Origin of the sequence: Nocardia testacea NBRC 100365, from assembly GCF_000308775.1 — a bacterium.
Taxonomy (GTDB): Bacteria; Actinomycetota; Actinomycetes; order Mycobacteriales; family Mycobacteriaceae; genus Nocardia; species Nocardia testacea.
This window is the reverse complement of record NZ_BAGJ01000089.1, coordinates 45,202-66,468: the sequence shown is the minus strand read 5'-3', so window position 1 is coordinate 66,468 and position 21,267 is coordinate 45,202. Positions and strand designations below refer to the sequence as shown.

The window sequence follows — 21,267 nt, the reverse complement described above, 5'->3', positions numbered from 1 at the left end:
GATGCCTCCTGGCGGGGTTGGTCAGTACTGGCGTGGGGTGAGCGCGCGGCCGATGCGCGCCTCGATCTTCAGGAATTTCCAGAGCTTCCACTCGCTGCTGCCGACCTGGATGGTGCGCACCAGGTTGCAGGCCGCCTTCACGGTGTCGTGGCTGTCGGCGTCGGCGAGGAGGTAGCAGGTCCACGGCCAGCTCGCGGACGGCCCGACCATGGTCGAGTCGTCGTCGATATCGCCGATGAAATCGATACCGTCGAGGGCTTTGATCCCGTCCATCAGGGCGACGAAGGCGGTCCACACGTCACCGGCGGTGACACCGCCCTCCGGAAGGTCGAAGAAGTTCTGGTTGATGCCGATACAGAAGAGCACGCGCAACGGGCTGTCGGTCACGGAAGGTCCTGTCGTCGAAAAGGGTTGTCGGTCAGCGGAATCCGGGGACAGTGGGTGGCTGTCCCATCAGCACGGCGCCGGCGGCGTCGACCAGGCCCGGCCCCAGGAAGGCGTGCTGCTGCGGTACCAGGGCGTCGCCGGCCCACTGCTGTAGCGGGTGGCCGTGGAAGATGGCGGCGGTACCGGAGATCTCCACCAGCCGGTTCACCACCGAGGCGGCGGTGGCGGCGATATGGGAGGCCGCGAGCCGCAGATGGGCGTTCTGTTCGGCGGTGGCGGGATCGCCGCGCAGCACCGTCTCCCAGACCTCCTCGGTGATCTCGTAGAAGTAGGCGCGAGCCGACCGCAGATCGGCTTCGGCCTGCGCGACCGCGGTCCGGTAGTAGGCGCGGTCGGCGAGCTTGGGCGCCCCGGTGATACCCGATCGGCCCGCCCCGGTCTCGACGGCATGGTCGAGGGCGGCCCGGGCCACCCCGGCACCGACCACCGCGAGAACCTGGGCCGCGTAGGCGATGGCCGGGTACCGGTACAGCGGCTCGTCCACGGTCGGTGCGCCACCACGGATGAAGGTCCACTCCCGCGGCACCACCACATCGCGCACCACCAGGTCGAACGAGCCGGTGCCGCGCATCCCGACCACGTCCCAGTCCTGCACGATCTCCACCTGCTCGGGCCGTAGCACCGCGGTGCGGGGCTTGCCGTCGGTGCTCGCGTCGCCGGGTATGCCGACACCGAGAACATCGGCGCCCATACATCCGCTGGCGAACTTCCATCGCCCGTCGATCCGGAAGCCGCCCTCGACCTCCGGCGCCGGCTGGATCGGGAACAAACCACCGGCGAACACCACATCGGGTCCGTCGGCGTACAGGGCGGCCTGGGTCTCCAGCGGTAAGGCCGCGAGATAGACCAGCGCCGAGCCGAAACTCGCCACCCAGCCGGTGGACCCGTCCACGACGGAAATACGTTCGACGATGCGCAGGAACTCGGCGGGCGGCAACGGTTCGCCGCCGAAGCGCCGCGGTGTCGCGGCGCGGTAGACGCCGGTCTCCTTGAGCCGTGCGACGAAATCCCGCGGCACGTATTTCTGCTCGCCGAACTCCTGCCGCCGCACGGCGAGCTCGGCGAGGACGTCGTCGAGATTCGCCGCGCCGGTCGCGGACCGGACCGTGGCTTGCGAGGTGGTCACGATCACCTGCTCCTGTCGTCGATGGGCTGTTCTTCGACGGTAGGGAGATCGCGGTCACACGAACATCGGTAAAGCCCGCGCCCGGACGGGTGTGAACCACCACCCCTGTAGGGGAAACCTTCAATCGTCCCGGACGATGGCGAACCCGCGGTTCGGGAAAAGCTACGCTGGCGCGATGTCGGTCGATCCGCGAGCTCCCGAACTGGTCGTCTCGGATTTCGTCACGATGATGAACGCCACCGAGGTATGCGTTCTGGTGCACGACGCCGCGACCAAGAACATCCTGTGGGCGAACCCGGCGGCGTGCGCGATGCTCGGTTTCGATCTCGCCGAGATCCGGCCGTTGAAAGCGCACGATATGAGCAGTTCGGCCCAGCAATACGACCGGGTGATCGGGCGCGCCTGGCTCCAGGATGCCGTCGAGCACGGCACCAGCCGGATCGAATGGCATTACCGGTCGAAATCGGGGCGGATCATCCCGACCGACGCGGTGGCCACCCGGATCGAACTCGCCCAGGGACCCGCGGTGATGGTGCAGTTCCGCGATATCGAACGGGAGCAGCGCACCGAGCGCGCGCTGCGGCTGACCACCACCTATGTGGACGCTCTGGCCCGCCACACTTCCACCATGGCGTTCGTGCTCGACGAAGCCGGCGAGATCCGGTTCGCCACCGATACCGCGCTCGGCCGCCTCGGTCTGGACCCGGGGACCGAACTGCCCGTGGGGCCGCAGCTCACCCGCTACGCCCACCTGCATCGCGACAATCGGCGCACCGACTGGGCCGCGGTGGCCGCGGACGCCGACCCGGTGGCCTCGGTGCGGCTCGAGATAGGCCGGCCGGACGGATCCACCTCCTGGCTCGACGGCAGCCTGGAACGGCTGGACGAAGCCGGTGTGCCCGCGTACCTGATGCTGGTGCACGATGTCTCCGACCGGATCCGTGACGAGGAGAAACGCGGGCTGGAACTGCAGCGGGAGAACTATCTGGCCCGCTACAACGCCATGGGCGATATGGCGATGGCCATCGCCCACGAACTGGGCCAGCCGCTCGCCGCCGCCGGCAACTATGTGGCGGGGATCCGCTCACATCTGCCCGCCGGGGAGGCCCTCGACCACCGCGTCACCTTCGGTCTGGACGCGGCGCGCAAACAGATCGACCGGGCCGCGACCATCGTCTCCACGCTGCGCGCCTTCGTCGGTCATCTCGAGCAGGTCGAGCAGGTGGCCGACCTGAACGATATCGTCACCGAATGCCTGTATTTCGTCCGGTTGCGGGCGCAGGAGACCGGTGTCCGGGTCGACCTGGAGCTGTCCGGCGAGCCGGTCGGAATCCGGTGCGAGCGCGTGCTCACCGGGCAGGTCATCGTCAATCTGTGCTTCAACGCCATCGACGAGATGGAGCAGTGCCCGCCCGGATCCCGGCGCATCGTGCTCGCCACCGCGGTGCGCGACGGGGGCGGATGCTTCACCGTCCGCGATCACGGCCGCGGGGTGCCCCGCGATCCGTTCTCGGATTCGTTCACCTCGAAGGCACACGGCAGTGGAATCGGGCTGGCGTTGAGCTACCGGATCATCACCCGCCAGCACGGCAGCATCTGGTGCCGGCCCGCGGACGGCGGCGGATCGGTGTTCGGTTTCGTCCTGCCGGGGCCCGGGCCGGATAAGTAAAACCTTCAGCGCACCCGGAGGAAATCTCGATACCTCGAGGCGTAGATCACTCGTAGCGTCGATGCCATGACCAAGCAATTGACCGCCGAGCAGCGTGACTTCCGGGCTGCGATGTCGAATCTTTCGGCCGCAGTGAACGTCGTCACCACCAACGGACCGCGTGGTCGCGCAGGCATCACGGTCAGCGCTGTGTGCTCGGTGACCGACGCACCGCCCACGATGATCGTGTGCGTCAACCAGTCCAGCTACGCCCACGCGATCTTCCGGCGCAATCAGCGGCTGTGCGTGAACATCCTGAGTTCGGCCGACGAGGAACTCGCCGGACACTTCGCCGGTGCCACCGGCGTACCGATGGCCGAACGATTCGAGTGGCCGATCTGGGACCACGACACCGAGGACATCCCGATGCTGCGCACCGCGGCGGCGCGGGTGGTGGGCCGCATCATCAGCGACCACACCCAGGGTTCGCATTCGATCTTCCTGGTGAGCGTCCAGCGCGTCGATGTCCGCGAGAACACCGGCGCGCTGGTCTATTTCCAGCGGCGCTTCCACAGCATCGGCACCGAGCATCGATCCCACCCCGAGCAGGAGAACACCGGATGGACGAGGCGGACCACCGCATGACGCTGATGTGTTACAACGACACCCACGGGTACGGCTGGCGCCACGTCGACCTGTTTCTGCACGATGCGGACGGTCGCGAGCTCAACTGGGTGCACTGGCAGGTCCCCGAGGACGGGCCGGACGCCGCCGACCGGATCACCGCGATCGCCGAACCCGGCCTGCGCCGCACCACCGAGTGGCGGCATGCGGTGAGCGCTGCGGGCATGGACTACTGGACCGCCGAGGCGATGTGGGTGGAATCATGACCTCCGCGGAATCCCTGTACGCCCCGTGGTCGTTACGTGATCTGGTCGATGACATGGCCGCCGGGCGCACCGACGCCGCGACGGCATGGGAGCGGTCCGCCGACCGCATCGCCGCCACCGAGAACACGCTCGCCGCATGGGTCGCCCGCGGTCCCCGCCCCGAATTCGCCGCGCCGAGTGGGCCGCTGGGCGGAATTCCGCTCGGGGTCAAGGACATCATCGATGTCGCCGGATATCCCACCCGGTGCGGTTCGACGCTGCGCGCGGACAGCGCACCGGTGGAGCACGACGCGGAGATCGTCGAGCTGTGGCGGGCCGCGGGGGCGCTACCGGCCGGGAAAACCGTCACCACCGAATTCGCCTATTTCGCGCCGGGTCCCACGCGTAACCCGGCAGCACCGGACCATACACCGGGCGGTTCGTCGAGCGGTTCGGCCGCGGCGGTCGCCGCCGGCCAGGTGCCGCTGGCACTCGGTTCGCAGACCGCGGCGTCGGTGACCCGGCCCGCCGCCTACTGCGGGGTCGCGGCCCTGGTCCTGACCCGGGGCCTGCTGCCCACCACCGGTGTCACCGGACTCGCGCACAGCCTGGACAGCCACGGCTACTACGCCGCGGAGGTCCGCGATCTGGCCTGCGCGTGGGCGGCCCTGCGTGGCGTGCCCGACCCGGCGGCCGAACCCGCGCGGCCCCCACGGGTGGCCTTCTGGACCGCGGCGCCGCTGGACGCTGTGCAGCCAGTGATGACCGATGCCGTCACGGCTCTGCGGGAACGGCTGCGCGCGGACGGCGCCACCGTCACCGATTTCGCCGCGGAGCAGGCCGTCGCCGAGACCACCGCCGCGCATCGGGTGGTCATGGCCTACGAGGCCGCGCGCACCCGCACCACCGAACTCGCCCGCGCCGACGCGTTGAGTGCCCCGCTCGCCGAACTGCTGCGGACCGGCGCCGCCACGGATCCGCGCGACTACGCGGAGGCGCGCGGAATCGTCGAGCGGACCAGGCGGACAGTGCTCGACCTGTTCACCGGCTACGACGCGATTGTCGGTCCCGCCGCGCCGGGCCCCGCGCCGACCGGCCTGGCCGCCACCGGCGACCCGGTACTCAGCCGCGCCTGGCAGGCGCTCGGGTTGCCCGTGGCCACCGTCCCCGGCCTGCGCACGCCGGACGGCTTGCCGCTCGGCGTCCAGGTCATCGGACGCCCATGCGAGGAGGCCGCGCTACTACGGACGGCCGCGTGGGTCCAGGCCCGCACCGTGCCCCTCCGAACGTCATGACCGGCGCACCGCACTCTCGGCCGGGCACTGCCCGGCCCGCCGAGTATCCCCGCACGAGGAGACCCCTGTGACCGCACTTCCCGAACTCACCACCGACCTCTATCTCGCGGGGTCGTGGACCCGTGGTGGCGCGGGCACCTCCACCACCGTCGACCCGGTCGGCGTGGTCGCGGCCATTGTGCCGTGGAACACCGAAGCCGAGACCGTCACCGTCGTGCTGTGATCACCGAAGGGACGTCATGACCGAGAGCGAAACCATCGAGCGGTTGACCCGCCGGATCGAGACACTGGAAGCCGAAGCCGATATTCGGCGACTGCAGGCGCGCTACATGTTCCTGTGCGATACCCCGTGCCCCGAGTTCGGGGTCACCGACGACACCCACCGGATCGACCTCATCATGGAGCTCTACGCCGAGGACGCGGTCTGGGAGGGCGTCGGCGAGTACTACGACGACCAGTTCGGCCGGCTCACCGGGCACGCGGCCATCCGCGGCCATTTCGAACGGTTCTGGGCTCCGGATCGCGAGCCCGCCCTGGTGCTGAACGCGCACTACCTCACCGCCGAACAGATCCGGGTGGACGGCGATTCGGCCGCCGGACAATGGATCCACATGCAACCGTGGCTGTATTCCGACGGCACCGGACTGCTGCGGTCGAGCCGGCTCAACAACACCTTCCGCCGCGCCGACGGCACCTGGAAGATCACCCGCACCCGCACCGAGAACGTTTTCGTGGCCCCGCTGCCGCATGCCTTCGCGGACAGTTTCCCGGGCAGTTCGGTGCTGATGGGGCCGTGATCGAGATGGCCACCGGATTCTCGCCGGGCACTCCGCCGGCCTGCTCACACGTAGAATCGACGGGTATGAGCGGTGCACCCTCCCCCGTCGTCCATATCGTCGACGACGACGAGGACCTGCGCAAATCGCTCGCGTTTCTGCTGCAGAGCATCGGGATCGATGCGCTGACCTATGCCACCGCGGCCTCCTTCCTGGAGGAGGCCGATCTGGACGAGGCCGGGGTCGTCATCGTCGATGTCCGGATGCCCGGACTGAGCGGATTCCAGTTACAGGAGGAGCTCAACCGGCGCGACTATCCCGCTCCGGTCATCTTCTGTTCCGCACACGGGGATATCCCGATGTCGGTGCGCGCGCTACGCGCCGGGGCGGTGGATTTCCTGGAGAAACCCTACGAGCCGCAGCGGATGCTCGAGGTGGTGCAGGAACAGCTGCTGGCCGCGGACCGGGCCTTCGCCGAACGCGCCGAACGCCTGCACGTCGAGCGGCGGCTGGCGGATCTCACCCCCCGCGAGCGCGAGGTGCTGCACCTGGTCATCGAGGGCAGGTCCAGCCAGCAGATCGCCAGCCGGCTGGGGACCAGCGTGAAGACCGTCGATGTGCACCGGGCGCGGATCAAGGCGAAAACCGGGGCCGAGAGCCTGGGGACGCTGGTCCGCGACATCCTCGCCTATCGGGTCACGGTCTGACCCGCGTCAGGGCGTCCACCCGAGGCCGCGGCTCAGTTCATCGGCCGCCGCCGAGACACACGCGCTCGCGGTGCGCTCGAATTCCTCGGCCGTCGTCCGGCCGGTGGACGTCGAACAGGCGATAACCGCGACGACCGCGCCGGACTGGTCCCGTACCGGAACGGCGATCGAGATCAGTCCCTTCTCCAGTTCTTCGGAGGTGAGTGCATAGCCTTTTTCCCGGACGCGGGCGAGTTCGCGTTCGAGCTGTCCGGCATCGGTGATCGTCGTGGCGGTCAGCGGGCGGAACTCGGTGCGGGCGATCACCTCGTCCAGCGTCGTCTGCGGCGCCCACGCCAGCAGCGCGCGGCCCATGGAGGTCGCATAGGCCGGGACGCGGGTGCCGACCGAGACGTTGATGCTCATGATCCGGCGCACCGGGACCCGCGCCGCATACACCACCTCGGCGCCGTCGAGGACGCCGAGCGATGCGGATTCGTGCAGTTCGTCGGCCACTGCCAGGAGATGCGGCATGGCCTGTTCGAGCAGCGTATGGCCGGCCGAATAGTGCTGCCCGATGCTCAGGACGCGGGGCGTGAGCGTCCAGCGCGGACCGGAGCCGGCCACGTAGCCGAGTCGCTGCAATGTCAGCAGGATGCGGCGGACCACCGGTTTGGCCAGCCCGGTCGCCTGCGCCAGCTCGGCAAGAGTGGGGTTGGGCCGCTCGCTGTCGAACGCGGTGAGCACGGCGAATCCCCGTTCGATGCTCTGGATGTAGTCGCGCTCGTTCTCGCTCATACGGCCCGCTCCGTTCCCTTCTTGACAAACCAAGTGACCACGCGCACAGTAATTGGTACGCAGAGCGTCAGTCTAGTACGCATAGCGTACTTCTTCTTTTCCCCCGGTTCTTCCCGAGGAGCACGATATGACCACCACCGAATCCGTCTCGCCCACCGCACTCGGCTCGGGCACCGCCGCGACCGACAAGTTCAAGGGCGAGCGGGCGACCGCCGATACCTCCCCGGAGCGGCTGGCCGCCATCGCCCGCGACGCCCTGGGCGCCCTGCACAAGGTGATCCTCGAGCACGGTGTCACCTATCCCGAATACCGGGTGTTCAAGCAGTGGCTGATCGATGTGGGCGAAGGGGGCGAGTGGCCGCTGTTCCTCGATGTATTCATCGAACACGCGGTGGAGGAGGTGCTGGCCCGGAGCCGCAAGGGAACCAAGGGCAGTATCGAGGGCCCCTACTACGTGGCGGAGGCTCCCGAATTACCGGCCGAATGCGAACTGCCGATGCGCGCGCAGGACCGCGAGCAGACTCCGTTGGTCTTCTCCGGTCAGGTCACCGACCTCGACGGCAACGGGCTCGGCGGCGCGAAGGTCGAGCTGTGGCACGCCGACGCCGACGGCTACTACTCGCAGTTCGCCCCGCATCTGCCGGAATGGAACCTGCGGGGCACCATCATCGCCGACGCCGAGGGCCGGTACTCCATCCGCACCATCCAGCCGGCGCCCTACCAGATCCCGACCGACGGCCCGACCGGCGCGTTCATCACCGCGCAGAACGGTCACCCGTGGCGGCCGGCGCATCTGCACCTCATCGTCTCGGCCCCCGGCCGGGAATCGGTGACCACCCAGCTGTATTTCCGCGGCGGCGAATGGATCGACAGCGATGTCGCCTCGGCCACCAAACCCGAACTGATCCTCGACCCGGTCACCGGCGACGACGGCGTCAACCGCGTCACCTACAACTTCGCGCTCGACCCCGCCTGAACCGTTTCACCGCACGAGAAAGAGTTTCGATGTCGGACCTGTCGATCGTCTCGGTCGAGACCACCATCCTGGACGTGCCCCTGGTACGGCCGCACAAGTTCGCCACCACCTCGATGGATGCCCAGCCCATCCTGCTGGTCGGGGTCACCACCGGCGGCGGAGTCACCGGCTACGGCGAGGGCGTGGTACCCGGCGGACCGTGGTGGGGCGGTGAATCGGTCGAGACGATGCAGGCCGTCGTCGAGCGGTACCTGGTGCCGGTGCTGCTCGGGCGCCGGGTCGACGAGATCACCGGCATCCTGGCCGATATCGAACGGGTGGTGGCCGGGGCGCGCTTCGCCAAGGCCGCGGTCGACGTCGCGCTGCACGATGCCTGGGCCCGCTGCCTGGACGTCCCGGTGCACACCCTGCTGGGCGGGGCCTTCCGCTCCAGCGTGGATGTCACCTGGGCGCTGGGATCGGCGCCGGTCGACGAGATCATCGCCGAGGCCCGGGAAAAGATCGAGAATCGTAAGCATTTCAGCTTCAAACTCAAAATGGGCGCACTCGACCCGGCCGAAGACACCGAGCGCGTCCTGCGGGTGACCGAGGCCCTCGCCGGGCAGGCCGGCGTCCGGGTCGATATCAACGCCCGCTGGGACCGGCTCACCGCCCTGCGCCACCTGCCCTGGCTGGCCGACGGCGGTGTCCAGCTGATCGAACAGCCCACCCCCGGTGAGCAACTGGAGGTCCTGGCGGAACTGAACGCCCTGTTGCCGATCCCGGTGATGGCCGACGAGAGCGTGCACACCCCGCACGACGCCCTGGAGGTCGCCCGCCGCGGCGCCGCCGACGTGCTCGCGGTCAAAACCACCAAATGCGGCGGCCTGCGCCGCAGCCGCGAGGTCGTCGCCGTCGCCCGCGCCGCGGGCCTGGCCTGCCACGGCGCCACCTCGATCGAGGGCCCGATCGGCACCGCCGCCTCGATCCATTTCGCCTGCGCGGAACCCGGAATCGATTTCGGCACCGAACTTTTCGGACCGCTGCTGTTCAGCGAGGAGCTGCTCCAGGAACCGCTGCGATACAACGACGGACAGGTACACCTGCCCACCGGCCCCGGGCTCGGGGTGGAACTGAACATGGACGCCGTCAAACGGTGGACCCGGAACTAGGAACGAGACCCATGCACCTCTACCACGTCCGGATGGACGTCGATATCCCCCGCGATCTCGACGACGCCGTCCGTGCCGATATCGTCGCCCGCGAGAAGAAGTACTCCCAGGAACTCCAGCGGTCCGGGAAGTGGGTCCATATCTGGCGCATCGTCGGCCAGTACAGCAACATCAGCGTCTTCGCCGTCGACTCACCCGCCGAACTCCACGAAATCCTGTGGAACCTGCCGCTTTTCCCGTATATGACGATCGACATCCTGCCGCTCACCGCCCATCCCTCCGCCATCGAGCAGGCGGCCTGAACCGGTCCACAAAACTCTTGCGCCGGACCGCCGCCGATACGTTCGGCGTCGGCGGTCCGGCGCATTTCCGGATCGGCTCGAGCGACTCCACCCCATCTCGACATCGGTTTCCGGTAGCTCACCCGCGGCAATCGCTTCGGCCCACAACCGGGCGAGCCGGCTCTTTCATTCGGCCACCGAGACATCGCTGTATCCCGCCAACGGACCTGCGCTCCCTCGGGCGATTCCGCGCGGGAAAGCGCCCGTGGCCCGCCCGGTGACGCGGCGTCATGCGCTGATGCTCTGTTGCGGAAATGCCGTCGGACGGCGCCGAGCTATCAGCCGCCGCTGCCGGCATTGGTCGCCGCGCTGGTGGCGGCGATGACCCCTATGGTGACAGCCTGGACTTCTTGCACCGCTTTCCGGACCGCCGGGCCGCCCCATTCGCTTTCACTGATCGTCTTCCCGCGCTGTTTGACAGCACGCTTGTCGGCGTCGGGAAGCAGCTTGGGCAGCAAGTCGACGGCGTGCAGGATCGAGATCAATGCCGCAGTGCGGTCGTCGGGTTCGATTTCGTCGATGACAGCGGCGCGGACGCGCTGTTCCACCCGGGCCTTTTCACCGTCGGTCCGCGGCCGCCATGCGGTGGTGGGGAACAACCCCAACACCTTGCGCTCGGTTTCGGTGACCTCGCCTGCGTCGGCGAGGTCACCGAGCAGTGCCTCCCGCAGATCGCGAGCGCGGCTGCGCCACGAGCCGAGCCCGCCCACCTTACCGATCGCGTCTTTCGGCTTGCGGCCATCGGCCACCGCCACGAGTTCGGCGAACCGCGGATCCCCGGGCTTCTTGCCGGTCGGCCTCAGGCGTCCTTTCTTGACGCCCGGCTCATCGGCCTCGGTCAGCCGTAGCGCGCCGTCGAGAGTGAGTTCCACGATGGCAGCACCGGCCAGTGCCGCAATCAGTTGGGTTCCACCCACTCGCGCCTTACCCGTCGTACTGTCGTAGACCAGCAACAGCAGGCTTTCTGCAACTGTCATCGCGACCACACTAGTCGCCCGGGCCGACCCAGAGAAGAGTCGGGTCCAACTCCTTCGCAGAGGGCGGACCGCCCGCGTCCGCAGCGACTTCACCGATACCGGCTGCGGCGCCGCCGAGCGTCTTCGCCATCGCCCGACACCCCGGGGTTCGCGGTAACCGGTGAGCGCCGGATTGCTCGAACGTGCCTCGTCGGCCTCCGGGCTCACGTAGCCCTGCCTGGAATGCGATTACCAGGCCATGAACGACCGAGCGAAGAGAGTACACATCAACCCTCGCTACGCGCTCTCTGTGCCGCTCAGCTGCAATGCACCTTGAAAGTCTGCCATAGGTCGTCACCGATGAGGCCGCCCCAGTCGATGCACTCGCCCTTCGCTGCAACTTTCACCGGGCCGGCTAACTCGGTGTAGTCGGCATCATCGATGATCACATTACTGTGATCCTTCGACGTCCGGAGTCCGGCGCCCATCCGCACAGGTTTCCCCGGCCGGTCCCGGACGGTGACCACGCAGTTCTTCGTACCGTTGTAGGTGAGGTAGACGGTGCCGCCCTCGAGTTTGTGTGAATCGATCACGTCATACCCTTGGCCGCACTGACCGCCATACGTTGCCGCGGAGGCAGTGGCGGGGTGGATCACCGCAACTCCGGCGGTGATTCCGATTCCGTACGCGCACACCGCGATTGTCTTCTTTACATTCCTCACGTCGAATTCTCCTTCGAACGGCGTTTGTTTCGGTGACCACAATTCTTCGGCTTCGGCCCCGGAAGATCTGTACGCGCACCGACATCCCCTGTGTGTCCGAGCCGACACAGAGACTCACCGAAACCTGTCGATCTTTGTTTCGGCGCCCCACCACGCGGCGTCCACCGAAGCCGACAAGCCTGCGCGCCCTCCGTGAGGTCATCCACCTGTAGTGCGAGTCGGTCATCGATGGACGCAGGTCCTCGCCCGCCATTGACTGGAGCCCGGTGAATGGGTCCATCGGTTGTGAGAGTTCTGATGCGTCAGAATGGGCGCAGGAGGAGACGACCACACCATGGCAGGGCTGAGGTCGGGGTGGTTTGCGCGGCTGCGGCGCGCAAACCACCAGATTGTGGGTAGCCGGTGACCGCTGGTCTGCCCGGCCTTTCCACTGTGGTTCCTGATAGAGCCCGGATTATCGGGGTGAACGGATAGGTCAGGCTGCGGCCGGTGGCGAGTGCACGGCAGCGAACAGATCGAGCCAGTCACCCTCGGCGTGCCAGTAGGCGGGTAGATGCCAGACCTGTCGGCGCCCGCGACGGGCCAGGCGAGCGGGCACTCCGATGAGGTCGGCGCGGATGGTGCCGGTGGTGGCGCGGCGGCGGCCACGACCTCCTCGGCATAGAACGCCGAATCGGCCTGCACCACCACCGGGCCGGACACGCTGAGAGCGCGCGGTCTTGACGGCCTCGGACACGAAATTCGCCGCCCCACGCGCGGATTTCGTCGCACCCTTCGCATCGAGTACAACACTTACCGTCCCCACGGATCGCTGAACTTTTCTACTCCCGAGAAATTTCGGCGGCAGTGGACATGGACCGAGTTCAACCAACCACAACTCGCATAGTCGGTGGACCCGCTGTCGGGGCCCAGTCACCATCATCCGGCCCCGGCACAGTGGCGATCCGTTCCTCTCGCGCTTTGCGCGGAACATACCGTGGTCGGGCAGATAGGCGAGACACGGTCGCGGAAGCGGTTCCGCCGGGCGCCGCAGCGGCGTAGACGTGATCGGCTGTACATGTTTCTCTCGTGCGAGTCGCGCGGTAGCGTTCGCGTGGTGTCGAAGGTCAAGGTTCTGCTGTGGCTGGGACATGTCGCATTACCGGCGCTCGGATTGTGGCTGCTGATAACCCGCCCCGAACTCGAGGTGGACTACGAACACCACGGGACACACTTCTGGCTGGTGCTCACCACCGCCGCCATCGCGATGGCCCTGGGCGTGATACTGTTTCGGGCCGCCCGGATGCGCCGGGACGCCCGGTTGATCCTGGTTTCGCTGGTATTCCAGTTCAGCGCGGGTTTCCTCGGACTGCACGCATTGGCGACGCCGGGCGTGATCCTGCATGCGCCCAACGCCGGTTTCGTCTATTCGGTGCCCGTCGGGCTGGGACTCGGCGGTGTCGCCGCCCTCGTGTCGGCGGTGGAATTCGGTCCCGCCGCGGCCGCCCGGTTGCATCGGTTCGCGTGGATGTTGTCCGCGCTCCCGACGCTTCTGCTCGTGGCATGGGCAGTGGTATCGATGGCACAGTTGCCGCCACTGCATCACGCACCCGATCCGGCGGAGGCCAAGGGACCACTGGTCGGTGTGGCCTTCATCGGATCAGCGTGCTACCTCGCCGCGGCGTTTCGCTATGGTCATCAGTACCTGCGACGACGCGGAGTGGTGCTGCTCAGTGTGCTCACCGCCTTCGTACTGCTGGCCGAGGCGCTGTTCGCCGTGGGTTTCAGTCGCAGCTGGCATACCTCGTGGTGGGAATGGCATGTGCTGATGCTGGCAGCCTTCGTCCTCATTTCCGGTAGCGCACACCTGCAATTCCGGAGGGAGGGGTCGGCCCTCGGGCTTTTCGACAGCGTCACTTTGTACCAGACCATGGCCGGGCTGGAGCGCGACTACACGCATGCCCTGAACGAGATGGTCGATGCGCTGCGGGCGCGCGCCGAGGGCGGCGTCGATCCGACCGAGCCGCTGGGAGCGGTCGGTGTCCGGTTGGCCAGGCGATTCGGGCTCACCGAACGTCAGGTCGCGGTGCTGCAGCAGGGCGCCTACGCGCTGGGTGGTGAGCGGGAGCAGGTCCGCCGATTGGGACTGCTGGCGGCGATCGGGGAGCGTTCGAACGTGATCCGCGGCGAACAGGAACTCCTCGACGAGGCGCTGCACCTGGTATCGGAAGCGTTCGAACGGGATCGATTCCGCCTGGGGCTGGTTCGAGGGCACGAACTGGCCTTTTCCGACGGTGGATCCGCCGATCCACAATCGTTGGCCCTTCCACTGGTCGTCAAGGGAAGTCGTGCTGGGGTACTCGAGGCACAGCGTGCGGAGGGCCGCTTCAGCGATACCGAGTTCGCGATGCTGCGATCGTTCGCCGACCGCACGTCGGTCATGCTGGAGAATGCCCGCCTGTATCGGCAGCTCGACGGGCTGTTCCGGTCCTATATGTCGCCCACGGTAGCGACCGCACTGATCGCCGACCCCTCCCAGGCCGGACTCGGCGGTCGGATCGCCGAGGTCAGTGTGCTGATGGCCGACTTGTCGGGATTCACGCCGTTCTCCGAGTCCGCGCCCCCGGAAGCGGTGGTGCATATGCTGAACACGTATTACGGCGCTATCGTGCCGGCAATCCTTGACCACGGTGGGACGGTTGTCCAGTTCGTCGGCGACGCGGTGATGGCCCTGTTCAACGCGCCGACCCACCAGCCGGATCATGCGCTGCGGGCGGCCGGCGCAGGGCTCGCGCTCCAGCGAGCCGTCGCCCACACCGCGATTCGGCATCCCGGCTGGCCGCGATTCCGTGTCGGGGTCAATACCGGTCCGGCGCTGGTCGGCAATATCGGCGCGCCGCAGATGCGCAATTACACCGCGATCGGTGATACGACGAATCTCGCCGCCCGGCTGGAGAGCCTGGCGGAGCCCGGGACCGTGGTCATCGGCTCGCTGACCTACGCACACCTCGGCTCGCGCGCGCAGGTACGCAGCCGTGGCACAGTCACTGTACGAGGCCGGAGCGAACCGGTGACCTGCTATGTGCTGGATGGATTACGGTGACGACCGACTTCGAAATACTCCGTGGCCTACGCGAGCCGGAACAACGCGAATTTCTCGCTTCGTGCACACCACGCCGGTACAAGCGGCGGGAGATCATCTGCCACGAAGGCGACCCCGGAGACTGTCTGCATTTGATCAAATCCGGCCGGCTCATCGTCCGGGTGGCTACCCCGCTAGGGGATACCGCGACGCTGACCATGCTCGGACCCGGCCACTCGTTCGGTGAACTGGCGGTGCTCGACAGCCACTCTCGCCGGACCGCGACCGTCGAAGCGGTGGAAAGTGCCGAGACATTGACGTTCGGTCGCGCACAGCTGACGGCACTGCGTCGAAGATATCCGGAGATCGACCAGGTCATGATCGACACATTGGCCGCCCAGGTGCGGCGGCTCTCCGCACAGGTGCTGGAAGCGTTGTATCTACCGGTCGAAACCCGGGTGGTGCGGCGTCTGATCGACCTCGCCGCCATCTACGGCGGATCGAGCTCCACCGCCGAGATCCGGCTCAATCAGGAAGATCTGGCGTCCATGGCGGGCACCACCCGGGCCACGACGAACAAGGTGCTTCGCGACCTGCAACAACGCAATATCCTGGCGCTGACCCGTGGCAGGATCACCGTGGTGGACCGGGTGGAACTGGTCCGCTTCGCCCGCTGAAAGCCTATTTCGCGAGGGCCTTACCGCCGGAGGGCGCGACTGCGAACCACGTGCCGCCGACGCCCTGACCTCGCAGATCACCTGGCCGGTGGTCCTTCGAGAAGTGGTACACCGGCCAGCCGCCGACAGTGATCTGGCACGAACCGTCCGCGCGTTCGACGAACCCGACCCGCCCCGGGTCGATACCGACGATGTAGAGCCCTTGCCCCCGGCTCACCAGCAGTGGCGGCCATGTGACGGCGCAATCGCCGTTGCAGTTCGACTGTGACGGTTTGGCGGTGTCCTTGTCGAACCGGTAGAGCGAGCGACCGTCACCATCGGTGACGCGAAGCCCGACCGTCGGGTCGGCGACCGCGGTGAGCTCGACGGCATTCGCGCCGTGCGGCGCCCGCCCGTCGTAGATGTTCAGCCATCCCTGCGTTCGCACGGGCGCGTGCGCCGATATCGCGGGGCCGGCCGGCGCCGGATCGGCCGTCGCGGCCGGGGGCCCGGACAAACCTACAACCGCGGCAGCGACGAATGCGACAGCGGTCGTATTGATCAGGGTGGTGAGTCTCGACATGGAATCCTCCGAATGGCCTGCGTTGTTCAGTGACCACAATTCTTCGGCTCCGCACCTGAACGGTCTGTTTCCGCACCGACATGCACTGTGTGTGCGAGCCGACACAAGGGACGCCACCGGTGCCGCTCGATCATCGATGTCCGCAGTCCGCACTCATCGACGCGGCGTCTCGGTGCGCGCGGCCCGCGCCCCGATCACTCCCCCACTGTCCCCTGGTCGGTCTGCCGCCACTCGCCCGTCCCGTCCGGATTGCGGTGGTATTCCCAGGCCGAGAAGTCGCCGTCGTTCTCCACCACGCTCAACCGGTCGGCGTAGCCGTCGAGGTCGGTATCGGTCCAGACACTCATCGAATCGGGACCGGTGGTGACGAAGGTGTCGAGGATGCCGTCGACGACGAGATCCTGGGTGGGTGTTTCCATTTCCACCGGACCCAGGCCGTCCATGGACGAGGACGCTTCGAAACTCGGCATACCGATGCCGGGGAACTCTCCTGATGTAGGCATGGATTCTCCTGAGCTCCACTGGTCGACCGCGATGATGTTCGCGCCCATCTTTCCATCCCCGACGGTACAGCGCAGCCCCGTACCGAGCCCGGCCGGCGACCCGCCCTGCCCGCTTGCGAGTACTGTCCGCTGCCCGAGGGCCACATCCGGTGGACCGTTCCGGTGAGGGCCGAGATCGAGTTCCGCTGGCACCGGGGCCATGCGGCGCTGGAACAGCTCCTCGACGAGGCGGACATCTTCCCCGCCGATGCACTCCGGGCATTCGGCGGTATGAGGCGTCGGCCCCGAGGTGCGGGGCGGTCCCCGCGTGTCATGACGAGAGGCATATCGGCTCCGGATCCCGCCGGCTTCGGAGATCCGGCCGGTGACGTCGAATTGCGCGAGAGGACAATATATTTCAGTCGCAAAGCAGCGGTGTCACACGGTAGCCTTCCCGCCATGTCGAAGTATCTGATCACCGGGGTGATGATCGCGGCCTTCTCCTTCGGCGCGGCCGGTACGGCGGCGGCCGATTACACCGTCGGCCACTACTCCACCCACGGAGCGTGTGTCGCGAACGGGGTGGGTCGATTCGGTAACGACGAGCTGGGTAAGACCTGGTTCTGCCGCCGGTCCGGTGAGGGGTACGACCTGATTCACCGCTGAGGGGCCGCTGGGGGCGGGATGGTCTCGCAGCACCGAGAGGGCCGTCGGGCCCTGCCGGCGAGCACACGCGGTGGGAGTGACCGGGGGTGAAATCGACTGCAGGAGCACAGCACGGCTCAGCGTGCCCGGCTGCGGGCCAGATTCCAGCTGTTCCAGGTGTCGTCGTCGAGCCGGTTCCCGAGCCGGTCGAGCAGGCTGTCGCGGATCGGGGCGGGCAGGCGGTCGAGGGCGGGGACTATGTCGACGGACAGACCGGCCAGGTAGTCGACGTCGAGATCTTCGCCGCGCTCCCAGCGGTCGATGTTCTCGGCGGCGACCAGGCCCTCGGGGTTCAGTGCGGCGAGGGCCAGTAGTGCGGCCGTCGCGGTGGCGATCACACTGCGGGGCAGCCAGGCCGTTTCCAGACGCAGAACGGCAATGATCACCAGTACGTAGACGATGCCGAGCCAGAGTTCGCAGGTGCCTACCAGCAACCGCAGCACGGTGAATCCGTACGCCTGCTGGTAGGTCCACATACGTCCGAACGCGGAGGCGATCATCACCAGGGTGAGCCCGCTGATCGCCCACAGCAGGCCGCGCAACCACAGCCGGTCCACGGCGGTGTCCCGGGCGGCCCGGTGCAGGACCGGCAGAATGACGGCGAGCGTCAGCACGGTGACCGCGGCGAGCTGCCAGAAACCGCCGCGGGCGTACTCGGCGTAGGTCAGGCCGGCGGTGCGCTGCACATAATCGTCACCACCGAACAGGGCCACCAACCGCGCCCCGAGGAATAGCGCGAACACCACCGTCAGAGCGCCGACCGGCAGTCCCCATTCCAGCCGCGCCAGCGTCCGATTCGCGTTTTTCGGCTCTCCGCCGGCCGGGAGCGGGGGTCCGGCGAGCAGGTACAGGGCGCCCAGAGTGCCGATACCCGCGGCCGAGAACACCACGACCCAGCGGGTCACCGTGTCACTGTCCATTCGCGGCACCAGACCGTCGATGAGCGCGGCGAACGTGGCGTCGGCGCCGGCCAGCAGCGGCACGAACACCGCCAGTAACGCCACCGTGACGGCGGCGGATACCGCGAGCCGGCGATTACGCGTCCCGGCACCGCCGGACCGGTTTCCCAAGGCGGTATACACCCAGGCGATGGCGCCGATCGACGCCAGCGGAACAGCCAGCGCGTCCCGGAAGGTGCCGCGCACGGAACGCCGGCCCACCACCGCCAGCGATCCGGCCACGGCCGCCGCCGCCACGCACAGAACGAACAACCACCCCGCGGCCCGGAAGGTGCCGACCGCCGGCAACACCAGCGCTGTGATCGCCCACCACAGGCGCCACGGGTTGCGGACCTGTCCGTGTTCCGGTCCCGCGGTACGACGTGCCCGTCGATGGACTGCACCGACCGCGGCCGCGGCCGCGGAAGCCGCGAGCACCCAGCCGATTCCGGGCCGGTCCAGCGGGACGGTCGCCGCGGCGACCAGGCCCACGATCCCCGCCGCCGGTAGGACACCCGCCGGGTAGGCGACCAGGTGCCGGTGTGGTGGCACGGCCGGCGGATTCGGGTGTTCCGGTGCACCGTGAGCGCTCGACGACTGCACGTGCATCCGGCTGCCCGGCCCTCGGATAGCAGCATCGGAGGCCGACTCCGCGGCGGTTTTCGGCCCCGCGGAGGACCTCGGGTTTCCGGTGACCGCTGCCGCTGAGTCGCATGGGGGGGCAGCCGAATGTCCTGTTACCGCAACAGGTTGCAAGGCCCGGGCCCGGGCCGTGTCACCGATCGGTTCGGCTGCGCCGGTTGCCTCGAGCGGGTCCGCGGGACCCCCTGATCCCGCCGACTCGCCCGGTCTCGCCGCCTCGATAGCGGTTTCGGGCTCACCCGGTTCCGCCGAGCGGGTTGATGCTCCCGACCCGAGCGATCTCCCCGGGCCGCTCGATTCGGCAGGGGCTGCCGAACCCATGTTCTCGGTCGTTGCTCCGACTCCCGTTGTTCCCACCGGCGTCGCCGCGGGCTCGGCGGCGGCCGAGGTTCCGAAGCCGGCACCTGCCGAGTTCGGAACCTCGGCAGGTGCCGGCGATTCCGCCGGGGTCGTCGTCGGTTCGGTGCTGTCGTCGTTCGGTTCGGTTCGTCCGGGCACGGGGCGCCTCCTGAAGGTGTGCGTGATCGGCCCGGGCCGATCGGCGGCCGGGCTGTGCAGAGGGAAAGGTCAGTGTCCGGGCGGCTCGGTGGCCGGCAGGACCACGCGGATCCGCGAACCGGGGTCGGTGACGGCGATGGCGCCGCGGTGCAGATCGATCACCCAGCGCGCGATGGCGAGCCCGAGCCCGGTGCCGCCGCCGTCGTCGGTACGACCACCGCGGGTGAAACGGTCGAAGATGCTCTCGCGCTGGGCAGGTGGTATGCCGGGACCGTCGTCCTCGACGTCGATGACGAGATCGGCGGCCACGGTGTGGGCGCGGAGCCGGACCTCGCCGCCGGCCGGACCGTGCCGGGCGGCGTTGTCCAGAAGATTCAGCACGACCTGGTGGAGGCGTGCGCGGTCGGCGTACACGGTCGCGGTCACCGGCTCGACCTCGCTGCGGAAGCGGATCCCGCGGCCCGATGCGGCCGTCATGACCTCCACCTCGGCCACCACTTCCGCGAAAAGGGGCGCGATGGCGAACTCACCGCGGTCGAGCGGGACGGCGCCCGCCTCGATACTCGAGAGGTCGAGCAGTTCGGAGACGAGCCGCCCGAGCCGTTCGGTCTGCGCGAGAGCCGTTTCGAGTGTTTTCGGATCGGGCGTCGATACGCCGTCCACCAGGTTCTCCAGAATGGCGCCCAGCGCGGTGACCGGGGTACGCAATTCGTGCGAGACATTGGCTATCAGGTCACGACGCTGCTGGTCGGCTGCGGCGAGGTCGTCCGCCATCCGATTGAACGCTTCGGCCAGCTGGCCCACTTCGTCGCGAGAGGAGGCGCGCACACGACTCGTGTAGTCCCCGCGCGCCATCCGCTGCGCGGCGGCGGTCATCTCCCGCAGCGGCGTGGTGATGCCGTGCGCCAGGAACTGAGAGGACACCAGCGCGATCACCATCGCGGCCAGCGTGGTCATCGGTGGCAGCCAGCCGATCTGCAGGCGGAAGTAGCCGAAGGCGACTCCACCCGCGAAAGTCATCAGGACGGCCAATTTGAGTTTGATGGAGCGGACCCGATCCAGCGGCCGCGGCAATACCGCCGCCACCCGATCGGATGCCCGTCGCAACCCGCCCACGACCCCGCCCCGGGCGTCGGCTCCGGTGACCGTGTGCCCGCTCATCTGCTCTCCAGCGCATACCCGACACCGTGGACGGTCCGGATCAGGTCGGCGCCGAGTTTGCGACGTAATGCCTTGATATGGCTGTCGACCGCCCGGGTACCCGCGGCATCGGCCCAGTCCCATACCTCCTCGAGGAGCCGTTCGCGGGCCAGCACCGCGCGGGGCCGCTGCGCCAGCCGGGCCAGCAGATCGAATTCCAGCGGCGTCAGTTGTGCTTCGACTCCGCCGCGCCAGACCCGGCGCTGATCGGCGTCTATTCGCAGATCGCCGACCACGGTGATCGCGCCGGGCGGCGCCGCGGCACGTTCCACCCGGCGCAGCAAGGCGTGCACCCGGGCGGCGAGAACCCGGAGGGAGAACGGTTTGGTGAGGTAGTCATCGGCGCCGACGCCGAGACCGACGAGCTGATCGGTCTCATCGGTTCGCGCGGTGAGCATCAGTACCGGCACCGAGCGTTCGGCCTGGATCCGCCGGCAGACCTCCAGTCCGTCGAAGCCGGGCAGCATGACATCGAGGACGACGAGATCGGGTTCGAAAGTGTTCGCGGCGGCTACCGCGGCGGGCCCGTCGTGGGCCAGTTCCACCGTGAACTTCTCGGCCCGCAACCGCGCCGCCACCGATTCCGCGATGGTGAGTTCATCGTCCACCACCAGGATCCGCCGCGCCGCCGCTCCCCCTACCGGTGAGTTCCGTTCCATGCTCGGGAAGCCTAGCCACCCGGTGTGGAGAGAACAGGCGTCGAATGTGGAG

At 68.0% G+C, this 21,267-nt stretch carries 23 protein-coding genes; 13 read left to right on the top strand and 10 right to left on the bottom strand.

Annotation, left to right across the window (positions count from 1 at the left end):
• Nucleotides 1-21 precede the first annotated feature (21 nt).
• Both ON38_RS12910 and ON38_RS12905 read right to left on the bottom strand, forming a co-directional pair.
• On the bottom strand, nucleotides 22-387 hold the full coding sequence (locus ON38_RS12910) for a hypothetical protein (RefSeq protein ID WP_039824994.1): 366 nt from the start codon (nucleotides 385-387) through the stop codon (nucleotides 22-24).
• Nucleotides 388-418: 31 nt separating this feature from the next.
• The gene (locus ON38_RS12905) at nucleotides 419-1,579 is read right to left on the bottom strand and encodes an acyl-CoA dehydrogenase family protein (RefSeq protein ID WP_039824993.1); all 1,161 of its coding nucleotides are present in this window, start codon (nucleotides 1,577-1,579) and stop codon (nucleotides 419-421) included.
• Between the two features lie 169 nt (nucleotides 1,580-1,748).
• On the opposite strand from ON38_RS12905, the gene ON38_RS12900 reads away from it, so the two are divergent.
• From ON38_RS12900 to ON38_RS12875, 7 genes are all read left to right on the top strand, one after another.
• Nucleotides 1,749-3,242 carry a PAS domain-containing sensor histidine kinase gene (locus ON38_RS12900; RefSeq protein WP_039824992.1) on the top strand — a complete coding sequence of 498 codons (1,494 nt, stop codon included), beginning with the start codon at nucleotides 1,749-1,751 and terminating at the stop codon, nucleotides 3,240-3,242.
• Between the two features lie 66 nt (nucleotides 3,243-3,308).
• Nucleotides 3,309-3,866, top strand: coding sequence for a flavin reductase (locus ON38_RS12895; RefSeq protein ID WP_039824991.1), 558 nt, complete (start codon nucleotides 3,309-3,311; stop codon nucleotides 3,864-3,866).
• Entirely contained in the window at nucleotides 3,842-4,111 is a 270-nt protein-coding gene (locus ON38_RS12890) for a hypothetical protein (RefSeq protein ID WP_039824990.1), read from the top strand. Before ON38_RS12895 ends, ON38_RS12890 begins: the two co-directional genes overlap by 25 nt.
• Nucleotides 4,108-5,385, top strand: coding sequence for an amidase (locus ON38_RS12885; RefSeq protein WP_039824989.1), 1,278 nt, complete (start codon nucleotides 4,108-4,110; stop codon nucleotides 5,383-5,385). Before ON38_RS12890 ends, ON38_RS12885 begins: the two co-directional genes overlap by 4 nt.
• Nucleotides 5,386-5,452: 67 nt before the next feature.
• The gene (locus ON38_RS36025; RefSeq protein ID WP_157181759.1) at nucleotides 5,453-5,608 is read left to right on the top strand and encodes a hypothetical protein; all 156 of its coding nucleotides are present in this window, start codon (nucleotides 5,453-5,455) and stop codon (nucleotides 5,606-5,608) included.
• A 16-nt stretch (nucleotides 5,609-5,624) separates the two neighbouring features.
• Nucleotides 5,625-6,182, top strand: a complete 558-nt coding sequence (locus ON38_RS12880; protein WP_039824988.1) for a nuclear transport factor 2 family protein — start codon at nucleotides 5,625-5,627, stop codon at nucleotides 6,180-6,182.
• A 65-nt stretch (nucleotides 6,183-6,247) separates the two neighbouring features.
• Complete coding sequence (locus ON38_RS12875) at nucleotides 6,248-6,868, top strand: response regulator transcription factor (RefSeq protein ID WP_039825031.1); 621 nt, start codon at nucleotides 6,248-6,250, stop codon at nucleotides 6,866-6,868.
• A 6-nt stretch (nucleotides 6,869-6,874) separates the two neighbouring features.
• Here ON38_RS12875 and ON38_RS12870 read toward each other — a convergent pair whose 3' ends face one another.
• A complete protein-coding gene (locus ON38_RS12870; protein WP_039824987.1) occupies nucleotides 6,875-7,645 on the bottom strand; it encodes an IclR family transcriptional regulator domain-containing protein in 771 nt (256 codons plus the stop codon).
• Between the two features lie 127 nt (nucleotides 7,646-7,772).
• Between ON38_RS12870 and catA the strand changes: the two genes are divergently transcribed.
• Genes catA through catC form a run of 3 tightly spaced genes read left to right on the top strand, consistent with a single transcriptional unit; the run spans nucleotide 7,773 to nucleotide 10,074 of the window.
• Nucleotides 7,773-8,621, top strand: a complete 849-nt coding sequence (catA, locus tag ON38_RS12865) for a catechol 1,2-dioxygenase (protein WP_039824986.1) — start codon at nucleotides 7,773-7,775, stop codon at nucleotides 8,619-8,621.
• Nucleotides 8,622-8,650: 29 nt separating this feature from the next.
• Complete coding sequence (locus ON38_RS12860) at nucleotides 8,651-9,772, top strand: muconate/chloromuconate family cycloisomerase (protein ID WP_039824985.1); 1,122 nt, start codon at nucleotides 8,651-8,653, stop codon at nucleotides 9,770-9,772.
• An 11-nt stretch (nucleotides 9,773-9,783) separates the two neighbouring features.
• Entirely contained in the window at nucleotides 9,784-10,074 is a 291-nt protein-coding gene (catC, locus tag ON38_RS12855; protein ID WP_039824984.1) for a muconolactone Delta-isomerase, read from the top strand.
• 317 nt (nucleotides 10,075-10,391) lie between these two features.
• Here the strand turns inward: catC and ON38_RS12850 are convergent, their stop codons facing one another.
• Both ON38_RS12850 and ON38_RS12845 read right to left on the bottom strand, forming a co-directional pair.
• Nucleotides 10,392-11,090 (bottom strand): GOLPH3/VPS74 family protein, encoded by a 699-nt coding sequence (locus tag ON38_RS12850; RefSeq protein WP_039825030.1) that lies wholly within the window; start codon nucleotides 11,088-11,090, stop codon nucleotides 10,392-10,394.
• A 296-nt stretch (nucleotides 11,091-11,386) separates the two neighbouring features.
• The gene (locus ON38_RS12845; protein WP_051164673.1) at nucleotides 11,387-11,662 is read right to left on the bottom strand and encodes a hypothetical protein; all 276 of its coding nucleotides are present in this window, start codon (nucleotides 11,660-11,662) and stop codon (nucleotides 11,387-11,389) included.
• Nucleotides 11,663-12,887: 1,225 nt separating this feature from the next.
• On the opposite strand from ON38_RS12845, the gene ON38_RS34135 reads away from it, so the two are divergent.
• Both ON38_RS34135 and ON38_RS12835 read left to right on the top strand, forming a co-directional pair.
• Nucleotides 12,888-14,873 (top strand): adenylate/guanylate cyclase domain-containing protein, encoded by a 1,986-nt coding sequence (locus ON38_RS34135; protein ID WP_157181758.1) that lies wholly within the window; start codon nucleotides 12,888-12,890, stop codon nucleotides 14,871-14,873.
• Nucleotides 14,870-15,529, top strand: a complete 660-nt coding sequence (locus ON38_RS12835; RefSeq protein WP_039824983.1) for a Crp/Fnr family transcriptional regulator — start codon at nucleotides 14,870-14,872, stop codon at nucleotides 15,527-15,529. Before ON38_RS34135 ends, ON38_RS12835 begins: the two co-directional genes overlap by 4 nt.
• A gap of 4 nt (nucleotides 15,530-15,533) precedes the next feature.
• On the opposite strand, the gene ON38_RS12830 is transcribed toward ON38_RS12835, so the two are convergent.
• Nucleotides 15,534-16,091 (bottom strand): hypothetical protein, encoded by a 558-nt coding sequence (locus tag ON38_RS12830; protein ID WP_039824982.1) that lies wholly within the window; start codon nucleotides 16,089-16,091, stop codon nucleotides 15,534-15,536.
• A 194-nt stretch (nucleotides 16,092-16,285) separates the two neighbouring features.
• Complete coding sequence (locus ON38_RS12825) at nucleotides 16,286-16,594, bottom strand: DUF6802 family protein (protein ID WP_039825027.1); 309 nt, start codon at nucleotides 16,592-16,594, stop codon at nucleotides 16,286-16,288.
• A 438-nt stretch (nucleotides 16,595-17,032) separates the two neighbouring features.
• Between ON38_RS12825 and ON38_RS36020 the strand changes: the two genes are divergently transcribed.
• Nucleotides 17,033-17,239: a hypothetical protein gene (locus ON38_RS36020; protein WP_157181757.1), complete on the top strand. Its 207-nt coding sequence runs from the start codon at nucleotides 17,033-17,035 to the stop codon at nucleotides 17,237-17,239.
• A 116-nt stretch (nucleotides 17,240-17,355) separates the two neighbouring features.
• On the opposite strand, the gene ON38_RS12815 is transcribed toward ON38_RS36020, so the two are convergent.
• The 3 genes from ON38_RS12815 to ON38_RS12805 form a co-directional block, all read right to left on the bottom strand.
• Nucleotides 17,356-18,768, bottom strand: coding sequence for a DUF4153 domain-containing protein (locus ON38_RS12815; RefSeq protein ID WP_245564022.1), 1,413 nt, complete (start codon nucleotides 18,766-18,768; stop codon nucleotides 17,356-17,358).
• A 657-nt stretch (nucleotides 18,769-19,425) separates the two neighbouring features.
• Nucleotides 19,426-20,376, bottom strand: a complete 951-nt coding sequence (locus ON38_RS12810; RefSeq protein ID WP_373281213.1) for a HAMP domain-containing sensor histidine kinase — start codon at nucleotides 20,374-20,376, stop codon at nucleotides 19,426-19,428.
• Between the two features lie 137 nt (nucleotides 20,377-20,513).
• A complete protein-coding gene (locus tag ON38_RS12805) occupies nucleotides 20,514-21,215 on the bottom strand; it encodes a response regulator (protein ID WP_083872621.1) in 702 nt (233 codons plus the stop codon).
• Nucleotides 21,216-21,267: the final 52 nt, after the last annotated feature.

Coding starts and splice junctions, on each gene's coding strand:
- ON38_RS12825 (WP_039825027.1), bottom strand. CDS start 16,594: ATGCCTACATCAGGAGAGTTCCCCGGCATCGGTATGCCGAGTTTCGAA.
- ON38_RS12830 (WP_039824982.1), bottom strand. CDS start 16,091: ATGTCGAGACTCACCACCCTGATCAATACGACCGCTGTCGCATTCGTC.
- ON38_RS12895 (WP_039824991.1), top strand. CDS start 3,309: ATGACCAAGCAATTGACCGCCGAGCAGCGTGACTTCCGGGCTGCGATG.
- ON38_RS12880 (WP_039824988.1), top strand. CDS start 5,625: ATGACCGAGAGCGAAACCATCGAGCGGTTGACCCGCCGGATCGAGACA.
- ON38_RS12885 (WP_039824989.1), top strand. CDS start 4,108: ATGACCTCCGCGGAATCCCTGTACGCCCCGTGGTCGTTACGTGATCTG.
- ON38_RS12870 (WP_039824987.1), bottom strand. CDS start 7,645: ATGAGCGAGAACGAGCGCGACTACATCCAGAGCATCGAACGGGGATTC.
- ON38_RS12810 (WP_373281213.1), bottom strand. CDS start 20,376: ATGACTTTCGCGGGTGGAGTCGCCTTCGGCTACTTCCGCCTGCAGATC.
- ON38_RS12875 (WP_039825031.1), top strand. CDS start 6,248: ATGAGCGGTGCACCCTCCCCCGTCGTCCATATCGTCGACGACGACGAG.
- ON38_RS12890 (WP_039824990.1), top strand. CDS start 3,842: ATGGACGAGGCGGACCACCGCATGACGCTGATGTGTTACAACGACACC.
- ON38_RS12860 (WP_039824985.1), top strand. CDS start 8,651: ATGTCGGACCTGTCGATCGTCTCGGTCGAGACCACCATCCTGGACGTG.
- ON38_RS12900 (WP_039824992.1), top strand. CDS start 1,749: ATGTCGGTCGATCCGCGAGCTCCCGAACTGGTCGTCTCGGATTTCGTC.
- ON38_RS36020 (WP_157181757.1), top strand. CDS start 17,033: ATGTCGAAGTATCTGATCACCGGGGTGATGATCGCGGCCTTCTCCTTC.
- ON38_RS12805 (WP_083872621.1), bottom strand. CDS start 21,215: ATGGAACGGAACTCACCGGTAGGGGGAGCGGCGGCGCGGCGGATCCTG.
- ON38_RS12850 (WP_039825030.1), bottom strand. CDS start 11,090: ATGACAGTTGCAGAAAGCCTGCTGTTGCTGGTCTACGACAGTACGACG.
- catC (WP_039824984.1), top strand. CDS start 9,784: ATGCACCTCTACCACGTCCGGATGGACGTCGATATCCCCCGCGATCTC.
- catA (WP_039824986.1), top strand. CDS start 7,773: ATGACCACCACCGAATCCGTCTCGCCCACCGCACTCGGCTCGGGCACC.